The organism is Anaeromyxobacter oryzisoli, assembly GCF_022690765.1.
Taxonomy (GTDB): Bacteria; Myxococcota; Myxococcia; order Myxococcales; family Anaeromyxobacteraceae; genus Anaeromyxobacter; species Anaeromyxobacter oryzisoli.
Map to the genome: position 1 here is coordinate 97769 of NZ_JALCZA010000006.1, position 22320 is coordinate 120088.

A 22320-nucleotide genomic window follows, 5' to 3' on the forward strand; every position below is an offset into this window, starting at 1 on the left:
CCGCGCCGTGCCGCTCCCTCCGCAGATGCCGCCCGGCCGGCCCGGCGCGCCCGGTCGCCCCGGGTCGTCGCTCGCCGCCCCGGATCCGGCCCAGGACCGCCGCCACCAGAACGACCAGCTCGCCGAGGAAGCCCAGGCCCTCGAGGAGGAGCTCGAGGGGCTGAAGGCCCGCTACGAGCAGTACTTCCTCGGCGTCGAGCGGCGCGAGCCGGTGAAGTGGCGCGAGGACGTGAAGAAGAAGATCCTCCGCCTCAAGGGCGCCTTCACCCGGAACGCCGGCCTCCGGTTCAAGATCCAGTCGCTGCACGCGCGCTACCTCTCGTACGAGCGGCTCTGGCTGCGGCACGCGCGGGAGAAGGAGGAGGGGACGTACCGGCGCGATGTCGTCAAGGCGCGGCGGCGCCCCGGGGAGGAGGCGCCCGCGCCGGCGACGGCCGCCGGGACGGCGGGCGCGCCAACCCCTGCGCCCGCCGCCACATTGCCGACGGCGCCGAGCGGATCCGGGCCGAAGCCCGGCGCGCCCGCAGCGGCACGCCCCGCGGCGGCCGGCTCGTCGGGCGGCGAGGCGCAGCTCAGGGCGCTGTACGACGCGTACGTCGCCGCGAAGAAGAGCTGTAACGAGGACGTGTCGCGGCTCACCTACGAGGCCGTGGCGCGCACTGTCTCGAAGCAGGTGCCGGAGCTGATGGCGAAGTACAAGGCGCGCTCGGTGGACTTCAAGGTCGAGGTGAAGAACGGGAAGGCCGTGCTGAAGGCCATCCCGAAGGTGTGACGCTTCGCGGCCTCCGCGCGGCGCTCGCCCTTTCTCCTGCGCGTCGCGCAGGCTCGGGCCGCTCGGTCCGACTGAGCGTCGAAGCGGCGGCCGCCACCATCCTCGAGCTCTCGCCGGAGTTCACCGTGGCGCGCCGGATTGACGCCGCGCGGATGCGCCCGAGCGCGACGCGTGGTCCTCGGGGACGTGCAGGAGCCGCACGCGCTTTCGGTGCCGCCCTCCGCGCGTGGCGTGCGACGCTGGCTGCAACCGGGTGCTTCAACCCTCCGGCGCGTTTCCCCCGTTCGGCCCGAGCGCAGAGGTCGCGCCCCGGCCGCAGGGTCGAAGGCCGGCCGAGCGCACCTCGAACGGTCCCGGCGGCGCTCCAGCCTGGTCGCGCGCGCGGCCTCACCCGCGCGGTGGCGACTCATGCGAGGAGGTGTCCCGCAAGGACGCGAGTGCGCAACGTGCCTCCGCTGAGCGATCCGGAGCGGGGGTCCCGCAGCCGTGCACCCGAAGGCCGTCATCGCGGCGCTCGCCGCCTCCGTCCTCGTCGTCGCGTGCGCGCCGCGCGACGCGGAGATCCGGCGAGCACGGATGGCGGCGGAGCGGCGGAGCCTCGAGGCCACGCTCGACGCGCTCGAGGAGCGGCTCCTCGTGGACCAGGCCCGCGTCCGCTTCTGGCGGGAGATGCGGGAGCGGCACGAGAGCGTCACCGCGATCGCCTGCACGTCGCTCGAGGAGCACGCCGCCGAGATGGCGCGCCTCCGCGTCCGGCCCGGCGACGGGCGGGAGCTCGCCGCGCGCCGGCGCTCGGTCGAGCGCGCCCGCGTCGCGAGCGCCAGCCTGGCACCGGCCGAGCCGGCGACCGCCGCGCCGGTGCCCGCGTCGATGCCAGCGCCGCGCCCCGACGGCCCCGCGTCCGCGCGTGCGCCCTCCGCCGCGTCCGCCCTCGCCCCGTGAGCCGCTGCGCGGCTGCCGCGTCGCGCCGTGCGTTCGCCGGGGCGAGCCGCCGCCCGGCGGGCGTTTTCGATTTGCGTTCGGGCCCGAGCGATCGTAAAAGGGCACCCCGCGCCGCTCCGGCGGCGCGGTGGTGACGCAGGACGCCTGGGTAGCTCAGTCGGTAGAGCAGGGGACTGAAAATCCCCGTGTCGGTGGTTCGATTCCGCCCCCAGGCACACTTCCTAGCCCGTTCATCTGGAGCCCCGTGGACCGAGCAGTCCGCGGGGCTTCACTGTTTCCGGACGACGACTCGTCGATGTCCGTCGAGGCGAACGCCTGTCCCCCCGACTCTCCTCGTTCACCTCGGTTCGCGCCGGCTCTGCTACCGATTCACAATCGGAGACGCCGCGGAATGGAGGACTTCAGCATCGCCGGCCCTGGTCAACGCGAGCAGCGCCCCCGGTCACGGCGGAGGAGGTCCTCGTCCGGTTGCTCGTGAAGCACGTTCGACCCCGTGGTGGTCGCAGAGGAGATGCGCCTTCCGGTGGACGAACGAGCCGGCGGCAAACCTTGCCATCCGGAGCTGGTTCCGAGTCCGGCGCGTCCCGTCGCCGTCCACGCCGGAAGGGCGGCCCGACCGCGCATGCACCCGGCGGGCGGGCCGACCTCGGGACGCCTTGCCGGGGCATCCCGCGCATCCATAGAACCATGACCGGAGCGTGGTCATGGTTTCCGAAAGCCTCACCGCCGCCCTCACCCTCAAGGAGACGTCCGTCCTCTCCGGCGCGCCGGAGAAGGCCATTCGCCACGAGCTCGGCGCCCGGATCGTGCGCGCGGGCGCTCGCGCGGGCGGCGGCGGTTCGGCCCGAGGGAGGTTGTCTACTTCGTCATCGTGCACGAGCTGCCGGTCGGGCTCGACAAGCGGCTGCGGAAGGAGCTGTTCGACCTCCTCGCCACGAACAAGGAGCGCGCGGGCCACTGGCGCCGCGAGGCCCACCGCCTCGTCCTGGAAGGCCACGTCCCGGTCGTCCTCCCCACCGACGAGGTAGAGCGGCGGGTGGAGGAGCGGGTCGGCACGTTCCTCCGCGGCCGGAGCCGGGTGGTCTCGCGTCCGGAGATCCTCGGCGGCGAGCCCGTCTTCGAGGGCACCCGCATCGCGGTGCGCTTCGTCGGGGATCGGGCCAGGAAGGGCGAGCCGATAGCCGATCTGCTCGAAGACTATCCAGCGCTCCGGGCCGAGGACGTCGAGTTCGCGAAGATGTACGTCGCCCTCGGCCGCCCGCCGGGACGTCCGAAGAAGCGGCCGAAGTTCGTCCGTGGTGACGGGTGAACGTCCTCGTCGACGAGAACCTCACCCCGTCTTTGGTGCAGCGCCTCGCCGCGAAGGGCGTCGCGGCCGTCCACGTCGCGCACATCGGGATGCCTGGCGCGACGGACCCCGAGGTCTGGACGTACGCCTACGGAGCACGACCAGATCGTCGTCGATGAACGCGGAGGACTTCCTCCACCTCGCCGGCGGGGTCGAGCTGTACCCTCGTCGTCCTGCGCGGTGCCAGCCTGACCTACCGAACCGAATCTAGAGCCATCACCAGGAGGCCGTTGGTCTCGCAGATGAAGGCAACCATGTGGCCGTCCGGCGATATGCGTGGCGCACCGCACGTCTCAAAGTCGGAGCTCGAGACGAACCGTGGAGGCTTCCCGTCGCGAGTGACGACCAGCACCGTGCTCAGTCCCTTGCGGCTGAATTCGACCCGAATCGGGCCGCGTTCGGCGACATCCGGGCTCGGCTCGATTGGAGGCGTCCACTGTTTCACGAGAGTCGGATCGAGTGGCGTAACGGCTGCGCGGTTCTCGATCACACCGAGGCGTTCACCTCCGCGCCACGTCGCGGCCCTGAGCGAGATCCGTTGAAGGTCGACCTTGGTCCACGTGCCCATCACGTTGCCGGCGACGTAACGAGAGTCCGGCGACCAGATCGGATAGTCGTCGAGCGCGGAGGTGGGCAAGACGAGCGCCGTGTCCACGTCGAGGCGCCTCAGCTCCTGTCGGAGTCCGCCAACGGGCGTCGCAGCGAGGAGGCCCGCAGCGAGCAACTGCGCTAACGATCCCATGACCGCCGAGAATCGCACCCTCTCTCGGGATGGACAACCCGAACCTTCGACGCACTGTGAACCAGCCGGGAGCATCGTGATTCGTGGGGATCCCGGTGAGCAGGGCCAGCATCCGAGCATCACGCGAGGCACACCCGCCGATCGAGGTGGCGCTCGGGAAGCCGGCGAAGACGTGGCGAAGCCGCGGTCCGGCGGACACGTCCTCCGTGGCGGTTGCGCTCCGCGCCGGCGGCCGTCGTCGCCTCGTCTCGGGCGCGACACAGGAGGGGAACCGTGCCCGACACGCCCGCGCGCCGCGTCCTCGTCACCGGCGGGACCGGGACGCTCGGCCGGCACGTCGTCACTACGCTCGCTCGGCGAGGTGGCGCCGCGCTGCGCGTCCTCAGCCGGCGCGAACGCCCGCCAGACCTGCCGACGCCGGTGGAATGGTCGCGCGCGGACCTGCTGAGCGACGCGCTCGAGCCCGCGCTCCGGGACATCCACGCCGTCCTCCACCTCGCGAGCGCGAAGGGCGCAGGCGACCCGGACGTCGGCGCAGCCCGCCGGCTGCTCGCCGCGGCCATCGACGCCGGCGTCCGCCACCTCGTGTTCGTCTCGATCATCGGGTGCGACCGGATCCCGCTCCCGTTCTACGGCTCGAAGGTGCGGATCGAGGCCGCGGTGCGAGCTTCCGGCGTGCCCTGGTCGATCGTCCGCGTGGCCCAGTTCCACTCGTTGGTCGATCGGCTGGTGCGCGCGGCGGCCGCGCTGCCGGTGCCGACGCCCATCGTCGCGGATCTCCGGTTCCAGCCGGTGGACGAGCGCGAGGTGGCCGAGCGCCTCGTCGAGATCGCGCTCGGGGCGCTGCTCGGCGACGCGCCGGAGATCGCGGGGCCCGAGGTCGCGACGCTGGGAGAGCTCGCGGCCACCTGGCTGTCCGTGACCGGTCGCCCCGCGACGCTCGTCCCGGTCTCCGTCGACGCGCTCGGTTCCGGCGACCCCGCCATCCCCTCGCCGGCCCCGTGGGCTCGCGCCGTCCTCGAGGGCTACCGGGCCGGCTGGAACACGCCTCGAGCCGAATGCACCCGGGGCAGGATCCGGTTCGGCGAGTGGCTCGCCGAGCAGAAGAAGGTTGCGCCGGCTTGACGGGCCCCGCGACCGGGCGGCTCTAGAACGCGGGTTCCGGTAATCCCCCATCCACGAGGAAGCTGGTCTTCGGGAACGTCTTCGTGACAGGGGCGATGAGGTCCCTCTTCTCGTACTCGACGGCGTCGGGCCCGAGCGTGAAGAACCACTCCTGTTGGGCGGTGGGCTCTGCGCGCGCGAAGGCGGCGGCGTCGAAGACGCCGACGTTGGTTCCGACGGCGGGATCTCGGGCCGAGACGTAGCGGAACGCGTGGACGTCGTCGTCGCGCATCTCGTGGCCGAGCCGCTGGCTGACGCTGTAATCGGTCGACGAGGAGATGAGGGCGCGGTGCGGAGCAAAGGGGCCAGTCGAGAGATCGACGCCGCGCTCCGTGTTCACCTTCGCCTGGAAGAGGGTGATCTGTCCGGTGAAGGGACTCGGGAGCCGGGCGGTGGTCCCGGAGTGAACGAGGAGCTTGTAGTACGCGCGCTCCGCGAGGGCGGTCTCGATGGTGTCGGAGCCGTACCAGATGCCGCGCTCGCTGCGAGTCCCGAAGCGGGAGCCGTTCGGGAGGGGCGGATAACGGAACGGCGTGAAGAGCAGGTAGTGAAGCGCTGCGAAAGCCGCCTCGCGCGGCGGAGGCGGCTTGGCGCCGTCGATGAGCTCTTCGAGGAGCTCGTGCTCTTCGGTCGAGTCGACGAGCTTCCTCGTCGAGATGATGTGCTGGGACTCGACCGCTCGCCAGGGCTCGGCGACGAGCGGGCTAAGTCTTCGCCCGCATCGCGTCCAGATACTCGATGACATGCGTGAGACCCTGAACCGTGCGCACGAGCTCGCGCGGGACGCCGTGCAGGTGCCGATTCTCTGCGTTGAACCAGGCGTTCGCGGCGTCCTGGTTGCCGCTCATGAGGCCGTCGAGGCTTCGATACATCCGCAGGAAGAGGACTGCGAGCTCTCCTTCCTTCGTCTGCGGGTCGATGGAGCGCGTCGCGGTGCGGAGCCGGGAGACGCTGGCAGGGCTGACGCCGATGATCTGCGCGAGGACGGCATCGTTCACCGAGAGTAGCTCAGCGGCTCGGAGCAGGGCCTTGGCGAGGATGGGACCAGCGCGGGGACTGATGGCGGCGGAGGAGCTGGGCATCGTCGGCTCTCTTTCGCATGAAAGGATAGGCGTATCATCTTTCATCTGCAAGCTCGGCAGACCGTCTGTAAGCCCCTACGGGAACCGGAAGTACCCAGAAAAGTGGACAGGCTCGATCGGAGGAAGCGAGGAACCGGGCCCGCGGCAGCGCCCTCGCCTCGGTTTGCCCATCCTGCTAGATGCAGCGGATGGTCCACGTCTTCCGCCTGGGGCCGTTCGAAGTAGGCGGCCGGAAGTCCTATGCCTATGGCGGCCTCGAGTCCAATGGCCGACCGATCGCGCCGGAGCTCGCGCACACGGATGCGAAGGGGCTCGGCGCGATCGCGAAGCGCTACGCCGGGCAGCGCCTTCGGTGCGAGCCCGACCTCGCGGAGGCGGCGCGGCCGTTCGGCTTCGAGCCGGCTCCGCTCCCCGAGCCGGTGTTCCTCCCGCGGGCGACGCTCGCGTACGGGCTCGCGCTCGGGCCGATGGCCGGCAGGCCGGAGATGGACGTCCTCGTCCGGTTCCTGGGCGCGTGCGCCATGTTCTGGAACGCGTGCCCGTGGGAGCTCATGGAGTCAGAGGAGCCGATCGTGGTCACGCTCACCGAGAGCGGCCGCACGCGCCGCGCCGAGGCCTCGGTCATGGGCGCCGGCGGCCAGGAATTCGGGATCGCGCTCTACGACGAGCCCGGGTCGATCCATCGCGTCGCCACGCTCGTGTCCGAGGGACGGATGAAGGAGACGCGGAACGTTTCCGCGCTCGCGGTCACGTTCGACGAGGAGCCGGCGTGGGCCGCGGCGGCGCTCGACGACGAGTTCGGCCTGCCGCGCCTGCCGGTGCCGATTCGGGTCCGGAAGGGCCAGGGTGGGCCGGCGACGACGCCGGAGCTGCTCGACGCGGCGGCGCTCCTGGAGGCGGTGGCCGAGCTCTGTAGCCCCAACGACGCCGACCAGGCCGAGATCACCGCGGAGGCGGGCGGCCGAACGATCACCGTGCGTGTGTCCCTCCCAGACGACGACGGCGACGAGCTTCTCGAGGAGCTCGCCGAGCCGATGCTCGTGCCGGAGCCGATCCCGGCCACCGGTCGGGCGAAGACGCCGCGCAACGCTCCCTGCCCGTGCGGGTCGGGCAGGAAGTACAAGAAGTGCCACCTCGCTGAGGACGAGGAGCGCGAGGCGGCTGCACGAGGCACGGGTCGCGAGGTGGAGGAAGCCCGCGCCCGCGCTCGGCGGCTCGCCGAACGCGACCCCATCCACGCGCTCGACGAGCGGATCACCGCGGACGCGCTCGCGCTCGCGCGGCGGCGCTGGGGCCGCGCGTTCGATCCCGACGGAGCGCTGGCGCGGCTCGGCCTCGACTTCGAGTGCACCCAGTCGCTCCTCGGCTGGTCGTCCGGACACCATCGCGGCCTCGACGGCAGGACCGCGCTCGACCTCTACCTCGAGGAGCGCGGCGGCGCCCTCGACGCGGAGGGTCGGGCGCTCGTCGAGGCACAGCGCGCGGCCTGGTTCAGCTACCACGAGGTCGTCTCCGCGGAGCCGGGACGGTCGATCACGCTGCGCGACGTGCTCGCAGGCGGAGAGCGGACGGTCGAGGAGAAGAGCGCGTCGCGCATGGTGCGACCGCGCGACGTGCTCCTCGCGCGCGTCCTGGAGCTCGGGAGCCGCGCGATCCTCGCCGGCTGCCACCTGCGATCCGTCCCTCCGCGAGAGGGCGACGAGGCGCGGCGTCGTCTCCGCTCGGCGCTCCGGGTCCGCGCCGCGAAGGTGCCGGCGGCGAAGCTTCGCGAGGCGACCGCCGACGGGACGCTCTTCCGCGTCTGGCAGGAGATCGTGGACGCGTCGGATGCCCGCCCGCCGCCCACGCTGCAGAACACCGACGGCGAGGATCTCGTGCTCACCGTCGATCGCCTCGACGTCGCGGCGGGGAAGGCCGACGAGGTGGTCGGCGGGCTCGTGGCCCTTCCCGACGCGCGGCGAGACGAGGGAGAGGACGACGGGGTCGTCACCATCTCGTTCGTCCGGGAGGGGAACGCCAAGGGCGTGCTGCCGACGACGCTCATCGGTCGCGCCCTCCTCGAAGGCGGCGTCCTCCGTCTCGAGACCAACTCGATCGAGCGGGCCGACCGGCTGCGTCGCCTCGTCACGGAGCGGCTCGGTGCCCTCGTGTCCTTCCGGATCCGGGAGCACGCCGATCCCGTGGCCCACCTCGCCGAAGGGGCGAAGCCCGGGGCTCGGTCCGCGCCGTCCGAGTTCATGCCGCCGGAGGTGCTCGAGGTCGTGAAGCGGATGCAGACGGAGCACTACCAGCGCTGGCTCGACGAGGAGATCCCGGCTCTCGGCGGGCTGACGCCCCGCGAGGCGGCGAAGCGCAAGGGCGCGCCAAGGAAGAGCCTCGAGCTGCTGCTGGCGGAGATCGAGCACGCCGAGGCGGGGCGGCCGGAGGAGCAGCGGTTCGATGTCTCCGTCCTGCGACGCGCGCTCGAGGTCCAGTAGTCGGGATCAACCGACATGTCGCGGTTCGAACCCCTGTGGCGGGCTCCGTCGCCTGCGGCGGGCTCACGCCCGCATAGTCTCCGGGAGCCGCTCGCCGCCGCTCATCCACGCGACCGTCGCCATCACCCCCCCGCTCGCGCCGTGACGTCGTTCCAGGCGAGCCCGTGACGGGCGAGGAACTTCCGCAGCCGGTCGGCGTCGTTCGAGGATGACTTGCGCGTGCGGGACACCGCGAACAGGGTGCGCCCGGCGTCCGAGAGCGAGCGCGCGCCGCGGCACACGCGGATCACCTCCTCGAGCTGGACGCGGTCGAACGGGTCGAGCTCCGCCGCGCGCCGGCCGAGGACCTCGTCGACGAGGTCCGACCCCGTGGCGCCGTCGCGCCGCCACGCGTCGCGGAGCCGCTCCACCTCCTCGTCGACGAGCTCGCGCGTGATGCGCCCGCCGGAGGCGAGCGTCGACATCCGCCGGATCGCCGCGTTGAAGTCTCGGAAGTTCCGGGTCCAGAGCGCGCCCGAACCCGTCGCGAACGCGAGGAAGCGCTCCTTCGCCTCGCGGCTGAACGAGACCGCCTCGCCGGTCTGATGCGCCCAGCGATCGAGCTCGTAATCGAGGTTCGGCGCCAGGTCCTCGGGACGATCGCGCAACCCCGGCAGCCGGAACGCCCAGAGGTCGATGCGGGCGAGGAGGTCCTCCCGGAACCGCCCGCGCTCGACGTCGCGGCGCAGGTCGCGGTTCGTCCCGGCGAGGAGCTGGAAGTCGCTCCGGACCTCCCGGTCGGAGCCCACGGGGAAGAACGCCTTCTCCTCGATCGCGCGCAGGAGCATCGACTGCTCGTCGGAGCCCAGCTCGCCGATCTCGTCGAGGAAGAGGATCCCGCCGTCCGCCTTGCGGAGGAGCCCGGGCCGATCCGCGACAGCGCCGGTGAAGGCGCCCTTCACGTGGCCGAAGAGCGCGCTCATCGCCCCGTCGCCGCGGATCGTCGCGCAGTTCACCTCGACGAACTCGCCGGCGACCTGCCTGCGCGCCTTCTCGAGCTCGAAGATGCGCCGCGCGAGCTGCGACTTCCCGGCGCCGGTCGGCCCCATGAGGAGGAGCGGGTCCCTGGAACGGATCGCCACCTGCTCGATCCGCTCGACGAGCCGGTTGAACGCCGCGTTGCGGGTGTCGATCCCCGACTTCAGCAACGAGAGGCCCTCCTTCTGCTCGCGTCGGAACCGCGCTGCGATGCGGTCGTACTTCGAGAGGTCGAGGTCGATGATGGTGTACGAGCCCTCGGGCCCACCCTGCGATCGCGCCGGCGGAGACGTCTGGATGAGCCTCGCGGGGATGTGGTGCGCCTCGGCGAGGAGGAACATGCAGATCTGGGCGATGTGGGTCCCCGTCGTGATGTGGACGAGGTAGTCCTCCCTCTCGGGCGCCCACGGGTACGCGCGGGCGAAGTCGAGGAGGGCTCCGTACACCTCCTCGAGCTCCCAGGCGTCCTCGAACTCGATGTTCCGGTGGACCACCTCGGTCTCCGGCGACACGCGGGCGATGTCCTCGGCGACGGTCTTCGCGAGCGCCGTGTTCCGGCGCTGGGAGAGCAGCTCCAGTCGGTCGACCAGGAGGTCCTCGTGCTGGCAGAGCGAGACGGTGGGCCGCCACCGGTCCCACCGGTTCGCCTGCTTCCCGAGGTCGAGGGTCGCGCCGAGCAGGCCCACCACGACGGTGTTCCGACGGGTCATATCGAGTGCTCTAGCAGTCGTATCCATTGAGATAAAGGATTCCAGAAACACCGGGCTGCGCCCCGCGAAAGCTCTCGTGGAATTCCGCGCGCCCGGCTGGCACGCCGCCTGCTCTGCAGGATGGGAATGGAGGCGGACATGACCGAGCAGAGCGAGCGCACCCACGAGATCCAGGACGTCCCCGGCGGCGTGCCGATCCGGTCCTGGACGATCGGCGTGCCGTTCGAGGAGCAGGCGCGGGAGCAGGTCCTGCGCGTCGCCTCGCTCCCCTTCGTCTTCAAGTGGGTCGCGGTGATGCCGGACGTGCACGCCGGGCTCGGCGCGACGATCGGCTCGGTCATCGCGACCGCGGGCGCGGTGATGCCCTCCGCGGTCGGCGTCGACATCGGCTGCGGGATGACGGCGGTTCGCACCACGTTGCGCGCCTCGGATCTGCCCGCGGACCGGAAGCCGCTCCGCGAGGCCATCGAGCGCGCCGTGCCGCACGGCCGCACGAACCACGGCGGCCGCGGCGACAAGGGCGCGTGGGGAAACCCGCCGCCGCAGGTGACGTCGGCGTGGTCGCGCCTCGAGCCCGGCTACCAGGAGATCGTGGCGCGGCACCGCAAGCTCGATCGCGGCGCGACGCTCGAGCACCTCGGTACGCTCGGGACCGGGAACCACTTCATCGAGGTGAACGTCGACGAGGCCGAGCAGGTGTGGCTCATGCTGCACTCCGGCTCGCGCGGGGTCGGGAACCGCATCGGCACGGACTTCGTCGAGCTGGCGAAGCGCGAGGCGAAGCGCTGGTTCCTCGACCTGCCCGATCCCGACCTCGCCTACTTCCCCGACGGGACGGCGCTCTTCGAGGACTACCTCCACGCCGTGACGTGGGCGCAGGAGTTCGCGGCGGCGAACCGCGAGCTCATGATGGACGCGATCGTGGAGGCCCTCGGGCGCTGCGGCCACCTCCCGGCGTTCCAGCTGGAGGGGGAGCGGATCGACTGCCATCACAACTACGTCGCGCGGGAGGAGCACTACGGGAAGAACGTCCTCGTGACGCGGAAGGGCGCGGTGCGGGCGCGGGTCGGCGACCTCGGGATCATCCCGGGCTCGATGGGCGCGCGCTCGTACATCACCCGCGGGCTCGGGAACCCGGAGGCGTTCGCGAGCTGCAGCCACGGCGCCGGCCGGGCGATGTCCCGCACGGCCGCGAAGAGGGCGTTCACGCTCGAGGACCACGCCCGCGCGACGGCGGAGATCGAGTGCCGCAAGGACGCGGACGTGCTCGACGAGACGCCGGGGGCTTACAAGTCGATCGACGCGGTGATGCACGCGCAGCGGGACCTCGTCGAGGTGCTCCACACGCTGCGGCAGGTCGTCTGCGTGAAGGGGTAGGCCATGGCGATGCTCGAGATCGACGGTGCACGGGGCGAGGGCGGCGGCCAGATCCTGCGATCGTCGCTCGCCCTCTCGCTCGTCACCGGGACGGCGTTCCGGATCGTGAACATCCGCGCCGCCCGGAGGCGGCCGGGGCTCATGCGCCAGCACCTCACGGCCGTCCAGGCGGCGGCCGAGGTCGGGCAGGCGCGCGTCGCCGGCGCGGACGTCGGCTCGCGCGAGCTCACCTTCGAGCCGAAGGCGATCCGGGCGGGCGATTACCGCTTCTCGGTCGGGACCGCGGGGAGCGCGACGCTGGTGCTCCAGACGGTCTTCCCCGCCCTCGCCCTCGCGGGCGGCCGCTCGACGGTGACGGTGGAAGGGGGGACCCACAACCCCATGGCGCCGCCCTTCGACTTCCTCGCGCGGGTCTTCCTGCCGCTCGTCGCGCGCATGGGGCCTCGGTGCGAGGCCGTCCTGGAGCGCCCCGGCTTCTTCCCTGCCGGGGGCGGACGGTTCCACGTGACGATCGAGCCGGCGAGCACCTTCGGGCGGCTCCACCTGCGCGAGCGCGGCGAGATCAAGGGGCGCCGTGCGACGGCGGTGGTGGTGATGCTGCCGCGCGCGATCGCGGAGCGGGAGCTGAAGCAGGTCCGCGAGAAGCTGAGCTGGGACGAGTCGGCGCTCCGGATCGAGTCGATCGGGAGGGCGGTCGGGCCTGGGAACGTGGTGACCGTCGAGATCGAGAGCGAACACGTGACCGAGCTCTTCACCGGGTTCGGGGAACGCGGCGTCTCGGCGGAGCGGGTGGGGGCCAGGGTGGCCGACGAGGCGGCGGACTACCTCGCGGCCGGAGTCCCCGTCGGTCGCCACCTCGCGGATCAGCTCCTCCTGCCGATGGCGCTGGGCCAGGGCGGCGTCTTCCGGACGCTCGAGCCCACCGGCCACACCCGGACGCACGCGGAGCTGCTCCGGACGTTCCTGGGCACGGACATCCAGGTGCGCGCGGCGGGTGAGCGCGCCTGGGAGATCGAGGTGCCTTCCCGGCGCTGAGCCGAGGCGGCACCGAAGCTTCGACGCAGTGGGAGATGCCAGCAGCGGTCGCCGACATCGGTCGGCCTCCGTCCTGCGCATGGGCCTTCCGCCCTGGACCTCTGGGTTCGACTCCCTGTCATGGCTCGTCCCGGGGGACCAGCGCGCGAGCGCGACGGTCACCCGGCCTTGCGGGCGGAGAGCCCCCGCCGGGCGAGCGGGGTTCCCCGGGACGGGTCGATTCCTGGAGGAGAGATGGTCATGGAGCGAGTCATCGCAGCAGCGCTCGTCGTCATCGGAGCGGCCATCGCGGTCGGGGTGGTCGCGCGCCGGCTCGTGCGGTTCGTGCTCGTCCGTGAGTACGAGGCGGGCCTGCTCTACCGAGGCGGGCGGTTCGCTCGTCGCCTCGGACCGGGCGCCCGGATCGTGCTCCCGGTCTGGGAGGACGTGGTCGTCGTGGACCTCCGCAGGCGGATCGCGACCATTCCCGGGCAGGAGGTGCTCTCCGCGGACAACGTGGGGCTCAAGGTGAGCGTCGCCGCAACGTACGAGATCGCGGATCCGGTGCGAGCGGTACACGAGGCGCAGAGCTACGAGGAGGCGCTGCACGTCGCGGTGCAGCTCGGGCTCCGTGCCGCGGTCGGCGCGGCGAAGATCGACGATCTGCTCGCGCAGCGCATCGAGATCGGGAAGCGGCTCGCGGACGCGGTCGGGCCGCAGGCCGAGGCGCTCGGCCTCAGGCTGCATCTCGTCGAGGTGAAGGACGTCATGTTCCCCGGCGAGCTGAAGAAGATCTTCGCCGAGGTCGTCCGAGCCCAGAAGGAGGGGCAGGCCGCGCTCGAGCGAGCGCGCGGCGAGACGGCGGCGCTGCGAAGCCTCGCGAACGCCGCGCGACTCATCGAGGAGAGCCCGGCGCTCATGAACCTTCGTGTGCTGCAGTCGGTCGGCGGGGCGGCCGCGAGCGGCGGGACGGTGGTGCTCGGCGTTCCGCAGGGGATCGTGTCCGTGAAGGCGAAGGGGGGCCGCGACGGTGCGCCGTAGAGGCGGGACGAGCCCGAAAGAGTCCGCGGGGCTTCTCTGTCCTGGCTGGACGCCGGCTCACGGCCGCCGCGGCGCCGCCACGGCGCGAGGTGGGGTGGCGATGGAGCCTCCCTCCGCATCGCACGCGGCCGTGCCCCCGGCGACGCGGACGCCCTCGACGCGCTCGCGGAGGTGGATGAGCAACGTCCCGATCAAGAGGGAGGCCCCCGCGAACTCGAGGAACTCCTCGGTCGTGGGGAACGCGAGGTGCACGAGCGAGGTCTCGGCCCGGTCGGGCCTCGAGACGCCGTCGACGAGCTCCATCCCGAGCGCGCCGGAGCAGTAGACGACCGCGGCGCAGATCATCCACGCGCGCACGCGAGGCGACACGTCCCGCAGCAGCGGCAGCAAGCCGAACGCCGCGGCGGTGGCGATCAGGAAGCCAGGGACCACCCAGGCGTGGCGAACCACCTTCGAGATCGCGGCGAAGTGGGCTCGCATGGGTGAGCTCATCATCTCGTGGAGGGCGAGGAACTCGTCCATCGAGGCGAGCGCCAAGACGAGGGACAGCAGGACCCAGCGGGGCGCCGCGCGGCTGCGGCGCTGCCGCGACTCGGCGGCGGAGATCGCGGCGAGGAGCGCGCCGACCATCAGGAGCATGCTCGACCACCAGGTCGGGACGTTCTGCTCGCGGTCGACGTCGAACTCGCGGACGAGGAGGCAACGCACGGTCGCCGCGACGCAGCGATCGGGGAAGTCGAGCGCCCGCCCCGTGAAGCTCACGATGGCGAGCAGGCCGGAGATCGCGAGGAGGGTGGCCACGACGGCGCCCACCCGGATCTCGATCCAAGGACGGCGCGATTCCATCTGTCCCCCCCGGGCCCCCCGGAACCCCGAGTGGTGCGCAGCGCGCGTACGGACGGGCGGCCTGCGGCGACGGTAATTCCGCGTCCCGCGTTCGTCGAGGGCCGCCCACAACGCGCAGCACGGCCCGGAGCTCGCGCGCAAACGGATCGCACCATCATCGCCGTCGCGGCGATGGGCCTTCAGCGAGGCGCCGGGAAGAGGGGCTCGCCGGCGCTCGTGTGGAACACCGTGAACTCTCGACACACCCGCGTGGCGCGTCGCCCGGCACGCGGGAAGTCGATCACGTCGACGGGCGCGATCTCGCCGCCGCAGAGATAGACGAGATCCTCGTCGCCCGAGTTGTGGACGTTGTGCGCGTACGAGCCGGCGGGGAATCCGACGAAGTCCCCGGCCGCGATCTCGAAGCGGTCGCTGCCGACGCCGACGGTCCCCGCACCGTGCAGGACGAAGAGCCACTCCTCCTCGGCTGCGTGCGAGTGGAGCGGATACGAGCTCCGCCCCGGCGGGACGCGGATGAGGTTCACGCCGGTGCGCGCGAGCCCGACGTGGCGGCCGAGCGCGTAGGCGTGCATCTCCGCGTCGGGATCGAGCGGATGGCGTAGCGACTCCTCGACGAGCTGCTCGCGCTCGGCGGCCCTGACCACCAGATCGCGCGGCCTTCGAATGCGCTCCTCGGACATGACCCGCACCCCCCTCGGCGCCTCTCGCCTGGCCCGAGTCGTCCAGCGGCCCTGGTGCGTCATCGGCGCGACCGGAGGCGGCTCGCGCGCGCCGCGTACGATCGTCCCTCCCGGCCAGGTCGGCAGCGGCGGACATCCGGGGCGCTCGCGATCGCCGTGAAGGAGCGAGCGCTCGGGCAGGGATCGGCGGACCGCGCGCCGGCGCCACGACCGGGCGCCCACCCTGTGAGCGGCGATCCGTGAGCGGCCGCCTGCGGCGTCAGCGCCGGATCAGGTACCGAGCGGGGTCCTCGCTGAACAGCGCGCGGCAACGCTCGGAGCAGAACCGGTGCCGCGCCTCGCCCAGGGTCCAGGAGACGCCGGCGCCTCCCTCGATGACCATCCCGCACACCGGATCCCGGTCGCGGCTCCAGCCCTCGGCGCGAACGAACGGGCGGCCCGCGCCGAGCTCGCGCAGCAGCGCCAGCTCGTTCAGCAACAGGCGCGGCACGAGGAAGTGCTCCCGCACGCGATCCCGGCCGCGCTCGCCGAGCGAGGCGGCGCGCTGCGGATCCTCGAGGAGCGCCACGATCGCGGCCCCGCACTCCTCGACGGTGTCCACGAGGATGCCCCCGACCCCGTCGGCCATCTGGAGGGGGATGCCCCCGACGCGCCCCGCGACGACGGGCGTGCCCTTCCAGAGCGACTCGGACACGACCAGCCCGAACCCCTCGCGGAGCGACTTCTGCACGGTGACGTCCGAGAGGCGCTGGAACGCGTTGACCTCGATGTTCCCGACGCCGACGACGTTCGTGAAGACGTGGATGAGCGGGTCGTCGCCGGCCTCGGCGCGGATGCGGCGGTAGACGTCCCAACCCTCGGGGTCGTCGAGCGCCAGCGAGCCCACGAGCGCGAGCTGCAGGTTCGGGATCTCCCGGCGCGCCAGGCGGTACGCGGCGATCACGCCGAGCGGGTCCTTCCACGGGTCGAACCGGGAGACCTGCGTGACCAGGGGGCGGTCGACCCGGATCCCGATCCATTCCAGCACCTGGGCGGCGACCGTCTCGGGCAGGCGGAGGTTCTTCGGGCTCAACGGGTCGATCGCGGGGGGGATGATCTCGACGCGCTTCACGGGGAAGCCGGGCGGCACGAACTCCTCCATGGTGAAGATGGCGGCGTCGTACTCGGCGACGAAGGGCCGGACGAACTCCCACACCTCTGGGCTCGGGGCGGAGGTGTCGATGTGGCACCGCCAGATCCACTGCGAGCTCCCGCGGCCGCGGATCCCCAGGATCGCGGCCGGCTGCGGGTCGTGCACGAAGACGAAGTCGTACTCCTCGGTGAACGCCGCGGCGTTCGTGCGCGCGTTCGACAGGTAGACCGATCGCTGCTCCGCGCCGAGCTCGACGGCCGCTCCCTGCAGCCCGTTGTGGATCGCCTTCGTGACCTGGAAGAACCGCTCGTCTCCCCGGATGATGTGCCAGTCCGCGACGATCCCGAGATCGTCGAGGAGCGGGACCTCCGAGCGGAGCAGCTCGGACACCCCGCCGCCGTAAGGCGTGGCGTTCAGGTGAAGGACGCGAGCGCCGCGCAGCGGCTCGGCGGCGGACCGGACCGCGTCGAGGAGCGGATCGGGAGCGACCCCCCGGTACGACTCCAGCGTCCGGCGGCCGACGTCCACGAAGTCGAGCATGCGATCCTCGTAACCGGCTGCCGGGGTCGGACGCAGGCCCCGAAGCTGCTCCCCATCGCGGCGTGGTCGGAGCGCTCACCGGGGGCTCCGGCCAGCGGGTGGCTCTCGTCGCGGCGCGCGCGCCGGAGGACCTCCACGCGCCTGCCTCGGCGCTCCGCCGCGTCGGGAGCGAAGCCGGGTCGGCGAGCGGCAGCATGAGCGCCGCTCGGAGGACCGCGCCGCCGAGCGGCTCGAGGCGCGTTCGTCCACCCTTCTGGCCGCGCGACGACCCGTGTGTTCCGGGTGGGGCCTTCGCGATGGCACCTACCATTCGAGCATGGAGACGTCGCCGATCCTCCGCTCCGCACGGGCAGCCCTCGCGAACGAGCCTCGGATCGACCTCGCTCATCGAGCGATCGCCCTCGCCTTCGACGACGGGGTCGTGACCGTCGAAGGCGTGGTGCCGGACGTCGGGGCGAAGAAGCTCGCGCTCGCCTCCATCGCCGCGACCGCCGGGGTGCATCACATCGTGGACCGGCTCCGCGCGTCCCCCGCGCGGCAGATGAGCGACGCCGAGGTCCTCGAGCACCTTCGAGCAGCGCTCGAGGCGGAGCCCGTGTTCCAGGGCTGCTCCGTGAGCGCGAGCCCGGGCATGGTGCCCCCGACGCGCCCGGAACGTGGGTCCGGCGGCGCCGGCCCGGGTGCCGGCATCGAGGTCGGCGTGCGCGGAGGGGTCGTCACCCTCGTCGGGGAGGTCCCCAGCCTCGTCCACAAGCGACTGGCGGGGGTGCTCGCGTGGTGGATCCCGGGGACGACGGACGTCGTGAACGGGCTCGAGGTGGTGCCGCCGGAGGAGGATTCGGACGAGGACATCACCGACGCGGTCCGGATCGTCCTGGAGAAGGACCCGCTGGTGGACGCGGCCGACGTCGGCGTGATCGTCCGCGGCGGCGTCGTGACCCTGATCGGTGCCGTGCCGTCACCGGCTCAGCGGGAGATGGCGGAGATCGACGCTTGGTGTGTCTTCGCGGTGGACCGCGTGGTGAACCGGCTCGCGGTACGGCCACTCTGATGACGCCTGGAGCAAGCGGGTGCTGCGCCGTGAGCGCTGCCGCCCGGCACGCGCTCGTAGCGACGTGAACGCTGCGTCCCCCAGTGGCGGCGGGCGCGCCAGGCGACGCGCGCTTCACGCCTCGCTGGGGGAGGGACCCACGGTCCGTGCGGGGCAGCCCCGGCTGCGTCGGCGCCGGATGACGACCGTCGCGACGATCCTCCGCTTCGTGTCCACCATGGCGCTCGTCGTCGTCGCCCTCGCGGGCGCCGCGTCCGCCCGGGCCGAGGCGCCCGCGGTGTCGCCCGTCCCCGGGGGGCAGGCGTCGCTCGCGTCGCCGGCGCTCCCCGCGGTGGACTTCGACGAGGCGATCCGGCGCGCGACGAGCCAGGCCACGCCCGCCGTGATCGCCGCGGAGGAGGTGCGCCGGGCGGAGGCGCTCCTCGTCCAGGCGCGCGCGCCGGCCCTGCCGTCGCTCTCCGCAAATGCGACGTACACGCACCTCGACGCCACCCGCCGGCTCGGCGCCAACGTCACCTCGCCGCAGGATCAGGTGAACGGCACCCTCGCCCTCGAGCTCCCCCTCTTCGCGCCGTCACGCTGGTACCAGTGGTCGCACGCGCGCGACGCCGCGGACGTGGCGCGCGCGAGCGAGGCGGACGTCCGGCGCATCGTCGCGCTCACCGCCGGGCGCGCCTACCTCGCGATCCTGGCCGGGCGCCGCGCCGTCGAGGTCTCCCGGAGCGCCGTGGACACGGCGCGGGCGCACCTCGAGTTCGCGCGCCAGCGCCGCGCGGCCGGCGTCGGCAACCTCCTCGACGAGGAGCGGGCCGACCAGCAGCTCGCGACGGCGGAGGTGCAGCTCGAGAACGCCCTCGCCGGCGTGGCGCGCGCCCAGGAGGCCCTCGGGGTCGCGACCGGGGCGGACGGTCCGCTCGACGCGCGGGGTGATCCCCGGCTCGCCGTCGGCGTGACGGGCCCGGAGGAGGCGATCCGCGCGGCGGAGGAGGCCCGCGCCGACCTCCGCGCCGCGCGCGCGCGGTCGTACGCCGCCCACCGCATCGCGCGGGACAGCTGGGCCGACTGGCTGCCGACGCTCTTCGCCACCGCGGAGACGTTCGTGCTGGAGCCGCCCACCGCCGTGAACCCGCGCACCGGGTGGCAGGTGGGGCTGGTCTTCTCGTTCCCGCTGCTCGAGGGCGGGCTCCGGGTGGGGCAGCGGCGGGAGCGCGACGCCCTCGACGCGGAGGCCCGGACCCAGCTCGACGGCCTCTCGCTCCAGGCGCGCGCCGAGGTGCGCAGCGCCCTCGTCACCCTGCGCCACGCCGAGGCGGCCCTCGGGCAGGCGCGCCGCGGCGCCGAGCGGTCCCACGCCGCGCTCGCGCTCGTCGTGGAGGCCTACCGCGCGGGAGCGACGACGAGCCTCGACGTGGTGGACGCCGAGCGGGGGGCCCGCGACGCGGACCTCGCCGCCGTGATCGCGGAGGACGCCGCCCGGCAATCGCGGCTCGATCTGCTCGCGGCGACCGGCCGCTTCCCGTGAAGCTGGGCGGGCCGCCCGCGGTGCGGCGTGGCCCGCGCTGAGAGCTCGTCGAAGAATTCGACGAGCTCTCGGGGCGCCACCCGCTTGCGTTGAGCGTCGCGAGGCACACGATGCCGTCGCCGAGCGGGGCACACGACGACCGAGCAGCGCAGGCGTGCCTGTTGGCACGTCGAGCAGCGCAGGGAGGAGTCTGCTCCGCGCAGGCAGGCAGCGTGCGCCGCAGCAGCTCAAAGCGAGTGGGTGTCGCCATCAGCCGACCCGCGTGAGCGGGGCGGCGGGTGGGGTGAAGCGCCCGAATTCACTTCGGGCGCGAGGGGCGGGCGACGGCCCGCCCCTCCTGATGGTCAAGGCGCGTCGATTGTTCGACGGGCCTCGAGCGCCCGGTCGGCTGGCGACTTCGGCGGGCGTCCAGGCGCGCGCGTGTGCATCGTTGCGCGGGAGGTTCTCCCGATGCGACGCGTCGGCATGCTCGCCTGGATGGCCCTGTTCGGGGGCGCGGGGTACGCGCTCGCGCGCCGCCTGGTGCGCAAGCCGCTCGCGGGCGTCGCGCTGATCACGGGCGGCTCGCGCGGGCTCGGCCTGGCCCTCGCTCGCCGGCTCGGCCTGCGCGGCATGCGGGTGGTGATCTGCGCGCGCGACGAGGAGGAGCTCGAGCGGGCCCGCGGGGGACTCGAGGCAGAGGGGATCGACGCGACGGCCCTCCCCGGCGACGTGCGCGACGACGAGGCGATGCGGACGCTCGTCGCCGACGTGGAGGAGCACCTCGGGCCGGTGGACCTGCTCGTGAACAACGCGGGGATCATCCAGGTCGGCCCCGTGGAGGCCATGTCGCTCGAGGACTACCGGCGCGCGATGGACACGATGTTCTACGGCGCGGTCCACGCGGCCGAGGCGGTGCTCCCCGGGATGCGCGCGCGTCGCCGCGGCACGATCGTGAACGTCACCTCCATCGGCGCCGACATCGCGGTCCCGCACCTCGCGCCGTACGACGCGGCGAAGTTCGCGATGCGCGGGTGGTCCGAGGCCCTCGGCGCGGAGTCGGCCAAGCACGGGGTGACGGTGATCACCGTCGTCCCCGGGCTGATGCGCACCGGGTCCTTCGGCCACGCCCTCGTGAAGGGGAAGCGGTACGCCGAGGCGACGATGTTCTCGCTCCTCGCGTCCCTGCCGCTCGTCACGGTCAGCGCCGAGCGGGCCGCGCGCCGGATCGTCCTCGCCGTCGAGCGGGGCGATCGCTTCGTGGTGATCGGCTCCCCCGCGAAGCTCGCCAGGCTGGTCCACGCGCTCGCTCCGGGGGCGGTCATCCGCCTCCTCGGGGCGGTGAACCGCCTCCTCCCCGGGCCGACCGCGGAGGCGGGGGAGGGGATGGCGCTGCCGGCGGAGCTCTATCGCCGCGGCGTCGCGCGCTCGATCCTGACCGCCCTCGGGGAGCGCGCCGCGCGGCGTTACAACGAGGAGCCCGCGTAGCCGGACCTGCTCCGGCTCCTGCGCTCGGGCGAGCGGGTGCCCGGGGACGACGAGGCCCCCGCGCCTCGCGGCGGGGGGCCTCTCGATCGGTGCTCCGCGTCGGGAGGAGCCCGGCTACCGCGCGCCGCCCGCGAGGTCGGTCCGCCAGTCGAGGCCGAGCGAGGCGATCCAGGCGCGGGTGTCGTAGATCCCCTGGAGCTCGACATCGCTGGTCTGGCGCACCCGGTCGAACCAGACGTAGAAGACGGCGGCGTTCACCGCCAGGCCTTCGCGGAGCCGCCACCCGGCGCCGAGCGCGCCCGCCCACGAGTCCGAGTCCGGGAGCGTCGGCGAGTACCGGCTCTCGTCGAACCCGGAGCGGTCGCGGAGGACGCCGGCGCGGAGGTCCATCCGCGGACTGACGCGGTACTCGCCGCCCACGCGGAACGTGGAGCCGTTGCCGTAGTGCCGGGGCACCGCGATGGTCGTCCCGCGATCGCCCTGGAAGACGTCCTGGCCGTACACGACGTACCGGTTGAACGTGTAGCCGAACGTGACGAGGAGCGGCTCCGTCGGCCGGTAGGCCGCGCCGACGGCGAGGATGTTCGGATAGGTGAGGGCGTGCTTCACGCCCTGGTCCACCGGCGCGGCGGCGCTGGGATCCGTCGGGTTCGGCTGGAGGAGCGCGTCGGGGACGTAGAAGTGCGCGTCGCCGGTGAGGTGCATCGTGACCTTGTGCTTGTAGTCCACGCCGATGGTCAGCGGGACGCTGGGCAACGGCGTGATCTCGGCGGAGACGTCGTAGCCGAAGCCGCCGCCGCTCGCGTCGAGCTCGCCGTAGGCGCTCGGGTCCGGCTGGATGCCCTGCTTCAGGTACTCGCGCGCGTAGATGTAGTTCACGCCGCCGCCGAGGCGGACGAACCGCGGGACGACCTCGTAGCCGCCGGTCAGGTAGAAGCCGTAGAGCTTGCGGTCCACCGTGATGATGCGGCCCCGGCCGGCCCAGTCGTCGCGCCAGAACACGTTCCCGCCGGCGGGGATGTTCATCCCCAAGCCGATGCCCGCGCCGCGGTCGGCGAGCTTCGTGCCGTAGGCGGCGAAGAGCGACACCGGCGGCGCCGGGCGGAACCGGGTCCTCGCAGTGGAGCCCGCCAGGTCCGAGCTCGCCGGCGCCTTCCACCGGGTGCCGATGTCGAGCAGCGACCCGGCGACCGTCAGCTCGAGCCCGTCGAGCTTCGAGAGCGCCGCGGGGTTCTGGTAGGCCGCCGCCGCGTCCTGCTGGGCGGCGACGAGCGAGCCCGCCATCGAGAGGTCGCGCGGGTTCACGTTCGGGACGTCGTAGCCGTTCGCGCGGGAGGCCGCCGGGAACGCGAGGGCGAGGATCGCGAGGAGAGTCGTCTTGCGCATGGCGTCACCT

General features: G+C 72.8%; 20 protein-coding genes and 1 tRNA gene. 13 read left to right on the forward strand and 8 right to left on the reverse strand.

Annotated elements, in window-relative coordinates; all coding sequences use genetic code 11:
- Positions 1–7 precede the first annotated feature (7 nt).
- The 5 genes from MNZ27_RS03600 to MNZ27_RS03620 all read left to right on the forward strand — a co-directional run bounded on the left by MNZ27_RS03600 (position 8) and on the right by MNZ27_RS03620 (position 3181).
- The gene (locus MNZ27_RS03600; protein ID WP_242392664.1) at positions 8–772 is read left to right on the forward strand and encodes an MXAN_5187 C-terminal domain-containing protein; all 765 of its coding nucleotides are present in this window, start codon (positions 8–10) and stop codon (positions 770–772) included.
- 486 nt (positions 773–1258) lie between these two features.
- Entirely contained in the window at positions 1259–1714 is a 456-nt protein-coding gene (locus MNZ27_RS03605) for a hypothetical protein (RefSeq protein WP_242392665.1), read from the forward strand.
- 142 nt (positions 1715–1856) lie between these two features.
- Positions 1857–1929, forward strand: a tRNA-Phe gene (locus MNZ27_RS03610).
- A 656-nt stretch (positions 1930–2585) separates the two neighbouring features.
- On the forward strand, positions 2586–3023 hold the full coding sequence (locus MNZ27_RS03615; protein WP_242392666.1) for a DUF433 domain-containing protein: 438 nt from the start codon (positions 2586–2588) through the stop codon (positions 3021–3023).
- Positions 3020–3181, forward strand: a complete 162-nt coding sequence (locus MNZ27_RS03620; protein WP_242392667.1) for a DUF5615 family PIN-like protein — start codon at positions 3020–3022, stop codon at positions 3179–3181. Before MNZ27_RS03615 ends, MNZ27_RS03620 begins: the two co-directional genes overlap by 4 nt.
- 74 nt (positions 3182–3255) lie before the next feature.
- On the opposite strand, the gene MNZ27_RS03625 is transcribed toward MNZ27_RS03620, so the two are convergent.
- Entirely contained in the window at positions 3256–3717 is a 462-nt protein-coding gene (locus MNZ27_RS03625) for a TolB-like translocation protein (RefSeq protein WP_242392668.1), read from the reverse strand.
- Positions 3718–4077: 360 nt separating this feature from the next.
- Here MNZ27_RS03625 and MNZ27_RS03630 point away from each other — a divergent pair, with 360 nt between their 5' ends.
- On the forward strand, positions 4078–4929 hold the full coding sequence (locus MNZ27_RS03630; protein ID WP_242392669.1) for an SDR family oxidoreductase: 852 nt from the start codon (positions 4078–4080) through the stop codon (positions 4927–4929).
- Between the two features lie 22 nt (positions 4930–4951).
- Here MNZ27_RS03630 and MNZ27_RS03635 read toward each other — a convergent pair whose 3' ends face one another.
- Positions 4952–5713, reverse strand: coding sequence for an RES family NAD+ phosphorylase (locus MNZ27_RS03635; RefSeq protein ID WP_242392670.1), 762 nt, complete (start codon positions 5711–5713; stop codon positions 4952–4954).
- Positions 5673–6095, reverse strand: a complete 423-nt coding sequence (locus tag MNZ27_RS23885; protein ID WP_308197903.1) for an MbcA/ParS/Xre antitoxin family protein — start codon at positions 6093–6095, stop codon at positions 5673–5675. The genes MNZ27_RS03635 and MNZ27_RS23885 overlap by 41 nt, the downstream gene beginning before the upstream one ends.
- Positions 6096–6238: 143 nt before the next feature.
- Between MNZ27_RS23885 and MNZ27_RS03645 the strand changes: the two genes are divergently transcribed.
- Positions 6239–8527: an SEC-C metal-binding domain-containing protein gene (locus tag MNZ27_RS03645; protein ID WP_242392672.1), complete on the forward strand. Its 2289-nt coding sequence runs from the start codon at positions 6239–6241 to the stop codon at positions 8525–8527.
- Between the two features lie 122 nt (positions 8528–8649).
- On the opposite strand, the gene rtcR is transcribed toward MNZ27_RS03645, so the two are convergent.
- On the reverse strand, positions 8650–10254 hold the full coding sequence (rtcR, locus tag MNZ27_RS03650) for an RNA repair transcriptional activator RtcR (RefSeq protein ID WP_242392673.1): 1605 nt from the start codon (positions 10252–10254) through the stop codon (positions 8650–8652).
- Between the two features lie 138 nt (positions 10255–10392).
- On the opposite strand from rtcR, the gene MNZ27_RS03655 reads away from it, so the two are divergent.
- The 3 genes from MNZ27_RS03655 to MNZ27_RS03665 all read left to right on the forward strand — a co-directional run bounded on the left by MNZ27_RS03655 (position 10393) and on the right by MNZ27_RS03665 (position 13686).
- Positions 10393–11631 (forward strand): RtcB family protein, encoded by a 1239-nt coding sequence (locus tag MNZ27_RS03655; protein WP_242392674.1) that lies wholly within the window; start codon positions 10393–10395, stop codon positions 11629–11631.
- Positions 11632–11634: 3 nt separating this feature from the next.
- The gene (rtcA, locus tag MNZ27_RS03660; RefSeq protein ID WP_308197904.1) at positions 11635–12666 is read left to right on the forward strand and encodes an RNA 3'-terminal phosphate cyclase; all 1032 of its coding nucleotides are present in this window, start codon (positions 11635–11637) and stop codon (positions 12664–12666) included.
- A gap of 240 nt (positions 12667–12906) precedes the next feature.
- Complete coding sequence (locus MNZ27_RS03665; protein WP_242392675.1) at positions 12907–13686, forward strand: slipin family protein; 780 nt, start codon at positions 12907–12909, stop codon at positions 13684–13686.
- Positions 13687–13743: 57 nt separating this feature from the next.
- Here the strand turns inward: MNZ27_RS03665 and MNZ27_RS03670 are convergent, their stop codons facing one another.
- From MNZ27_RS03670 to MNZ27_RS03680, 3 genes are all read right to left on the reverse strand, one after another.
- Complete coding sequence (locus MNZ27_RS03670) at positions 13744–14499, reverse strand: hypothetical protein (protein ID WP_242392676.1); 756 nt, start codon at positions 14497–14499, stop codon at positions 13744–13746.
- 212 nt (positions 14500–14711) lie between these two features.
- A complete protein-coding gene (locus MNZ27_RS03675; RefSeq protein ID WP_242392677.1) occupies positions 14712–15212 on the reverse strand; it encodes a cupin domain-containing protein in 501 nt (166 codons plus the stop codon).
- Positions 15213–15471: 259 nt separating this feature from the next.
- A complete protein-coding gene (locus MNZ27_RS03680; protein WP_242392678.1) occupies positions 15472–16884 on the reverse strand; it encodes a glycosyltransferase in 1413 nt (470 codons plus the stop codon).
- Between the two features lie 316 nt (positions 16885–17200).
- On the opposite strand from MNZ27_RS03680, the gene MNZ27_RS03685 reads away from it, so the two are divergent.
- The 3 genes from MNZ27_RS03685 to MNZ27_RS03695 all read left to right on the forward strand — a co-directional run bounded on the left by MNZ27_RS03685 (position 17201) and on the right by MNZ27_RS03695 (position 20924).
- Complete coding sequence (locus tag MNZ27_RS03685) at positions 17201–17935, forward strand: BON domain-containing protein (protein ID WP_242392679.1); 735 nt, start codon at positions 17201–17203, stop codon at positions 17933–17935.
- Positions 17936–18113: 178 nt separating this feature from the next.
- Positions 18114–19457, forward strand: coding sequence for a TolC family protein (locus tag MNZ27_RS03690; protein ID WP_242392680.1), 1344 nt, complete (start codon positions 18114–18116; stop codon positions 19455–19457).
- 450 nt (positions 19458–19907) lie between these two features.
- Positions 19908–20924 carry an SDR family NAD(P)-dependent oxidoreductase gene (locus tag MNZ27_RS03695; protein WP_242392681.1) on the forward strand — a complete coding sequence of 339 codons (1017 nt, stop codon included), beginning with the start codon at positions 19908–19910 and terminating at the stop codon, positions 20922–20924.
- A 114-nt stretch (positions 20925–21038) separates the two neighbouring features.
- On the opposite strand, the gene MNZ27_RS03700 is transcribed toward MNZ27_RS03695, so the two are convergent.
- Positions 21039–22310, reverse strand: coding sequence for an OmpP1/FadL family transporter (locus MNZ27_RS03700; protein ID WP_242392682.1), 1272 nt, complete (start codon positions 22308–22310; stop codon positions 21039–21041).
- Positions 22311–22320 lie beyond the last annotated feature (10 nt).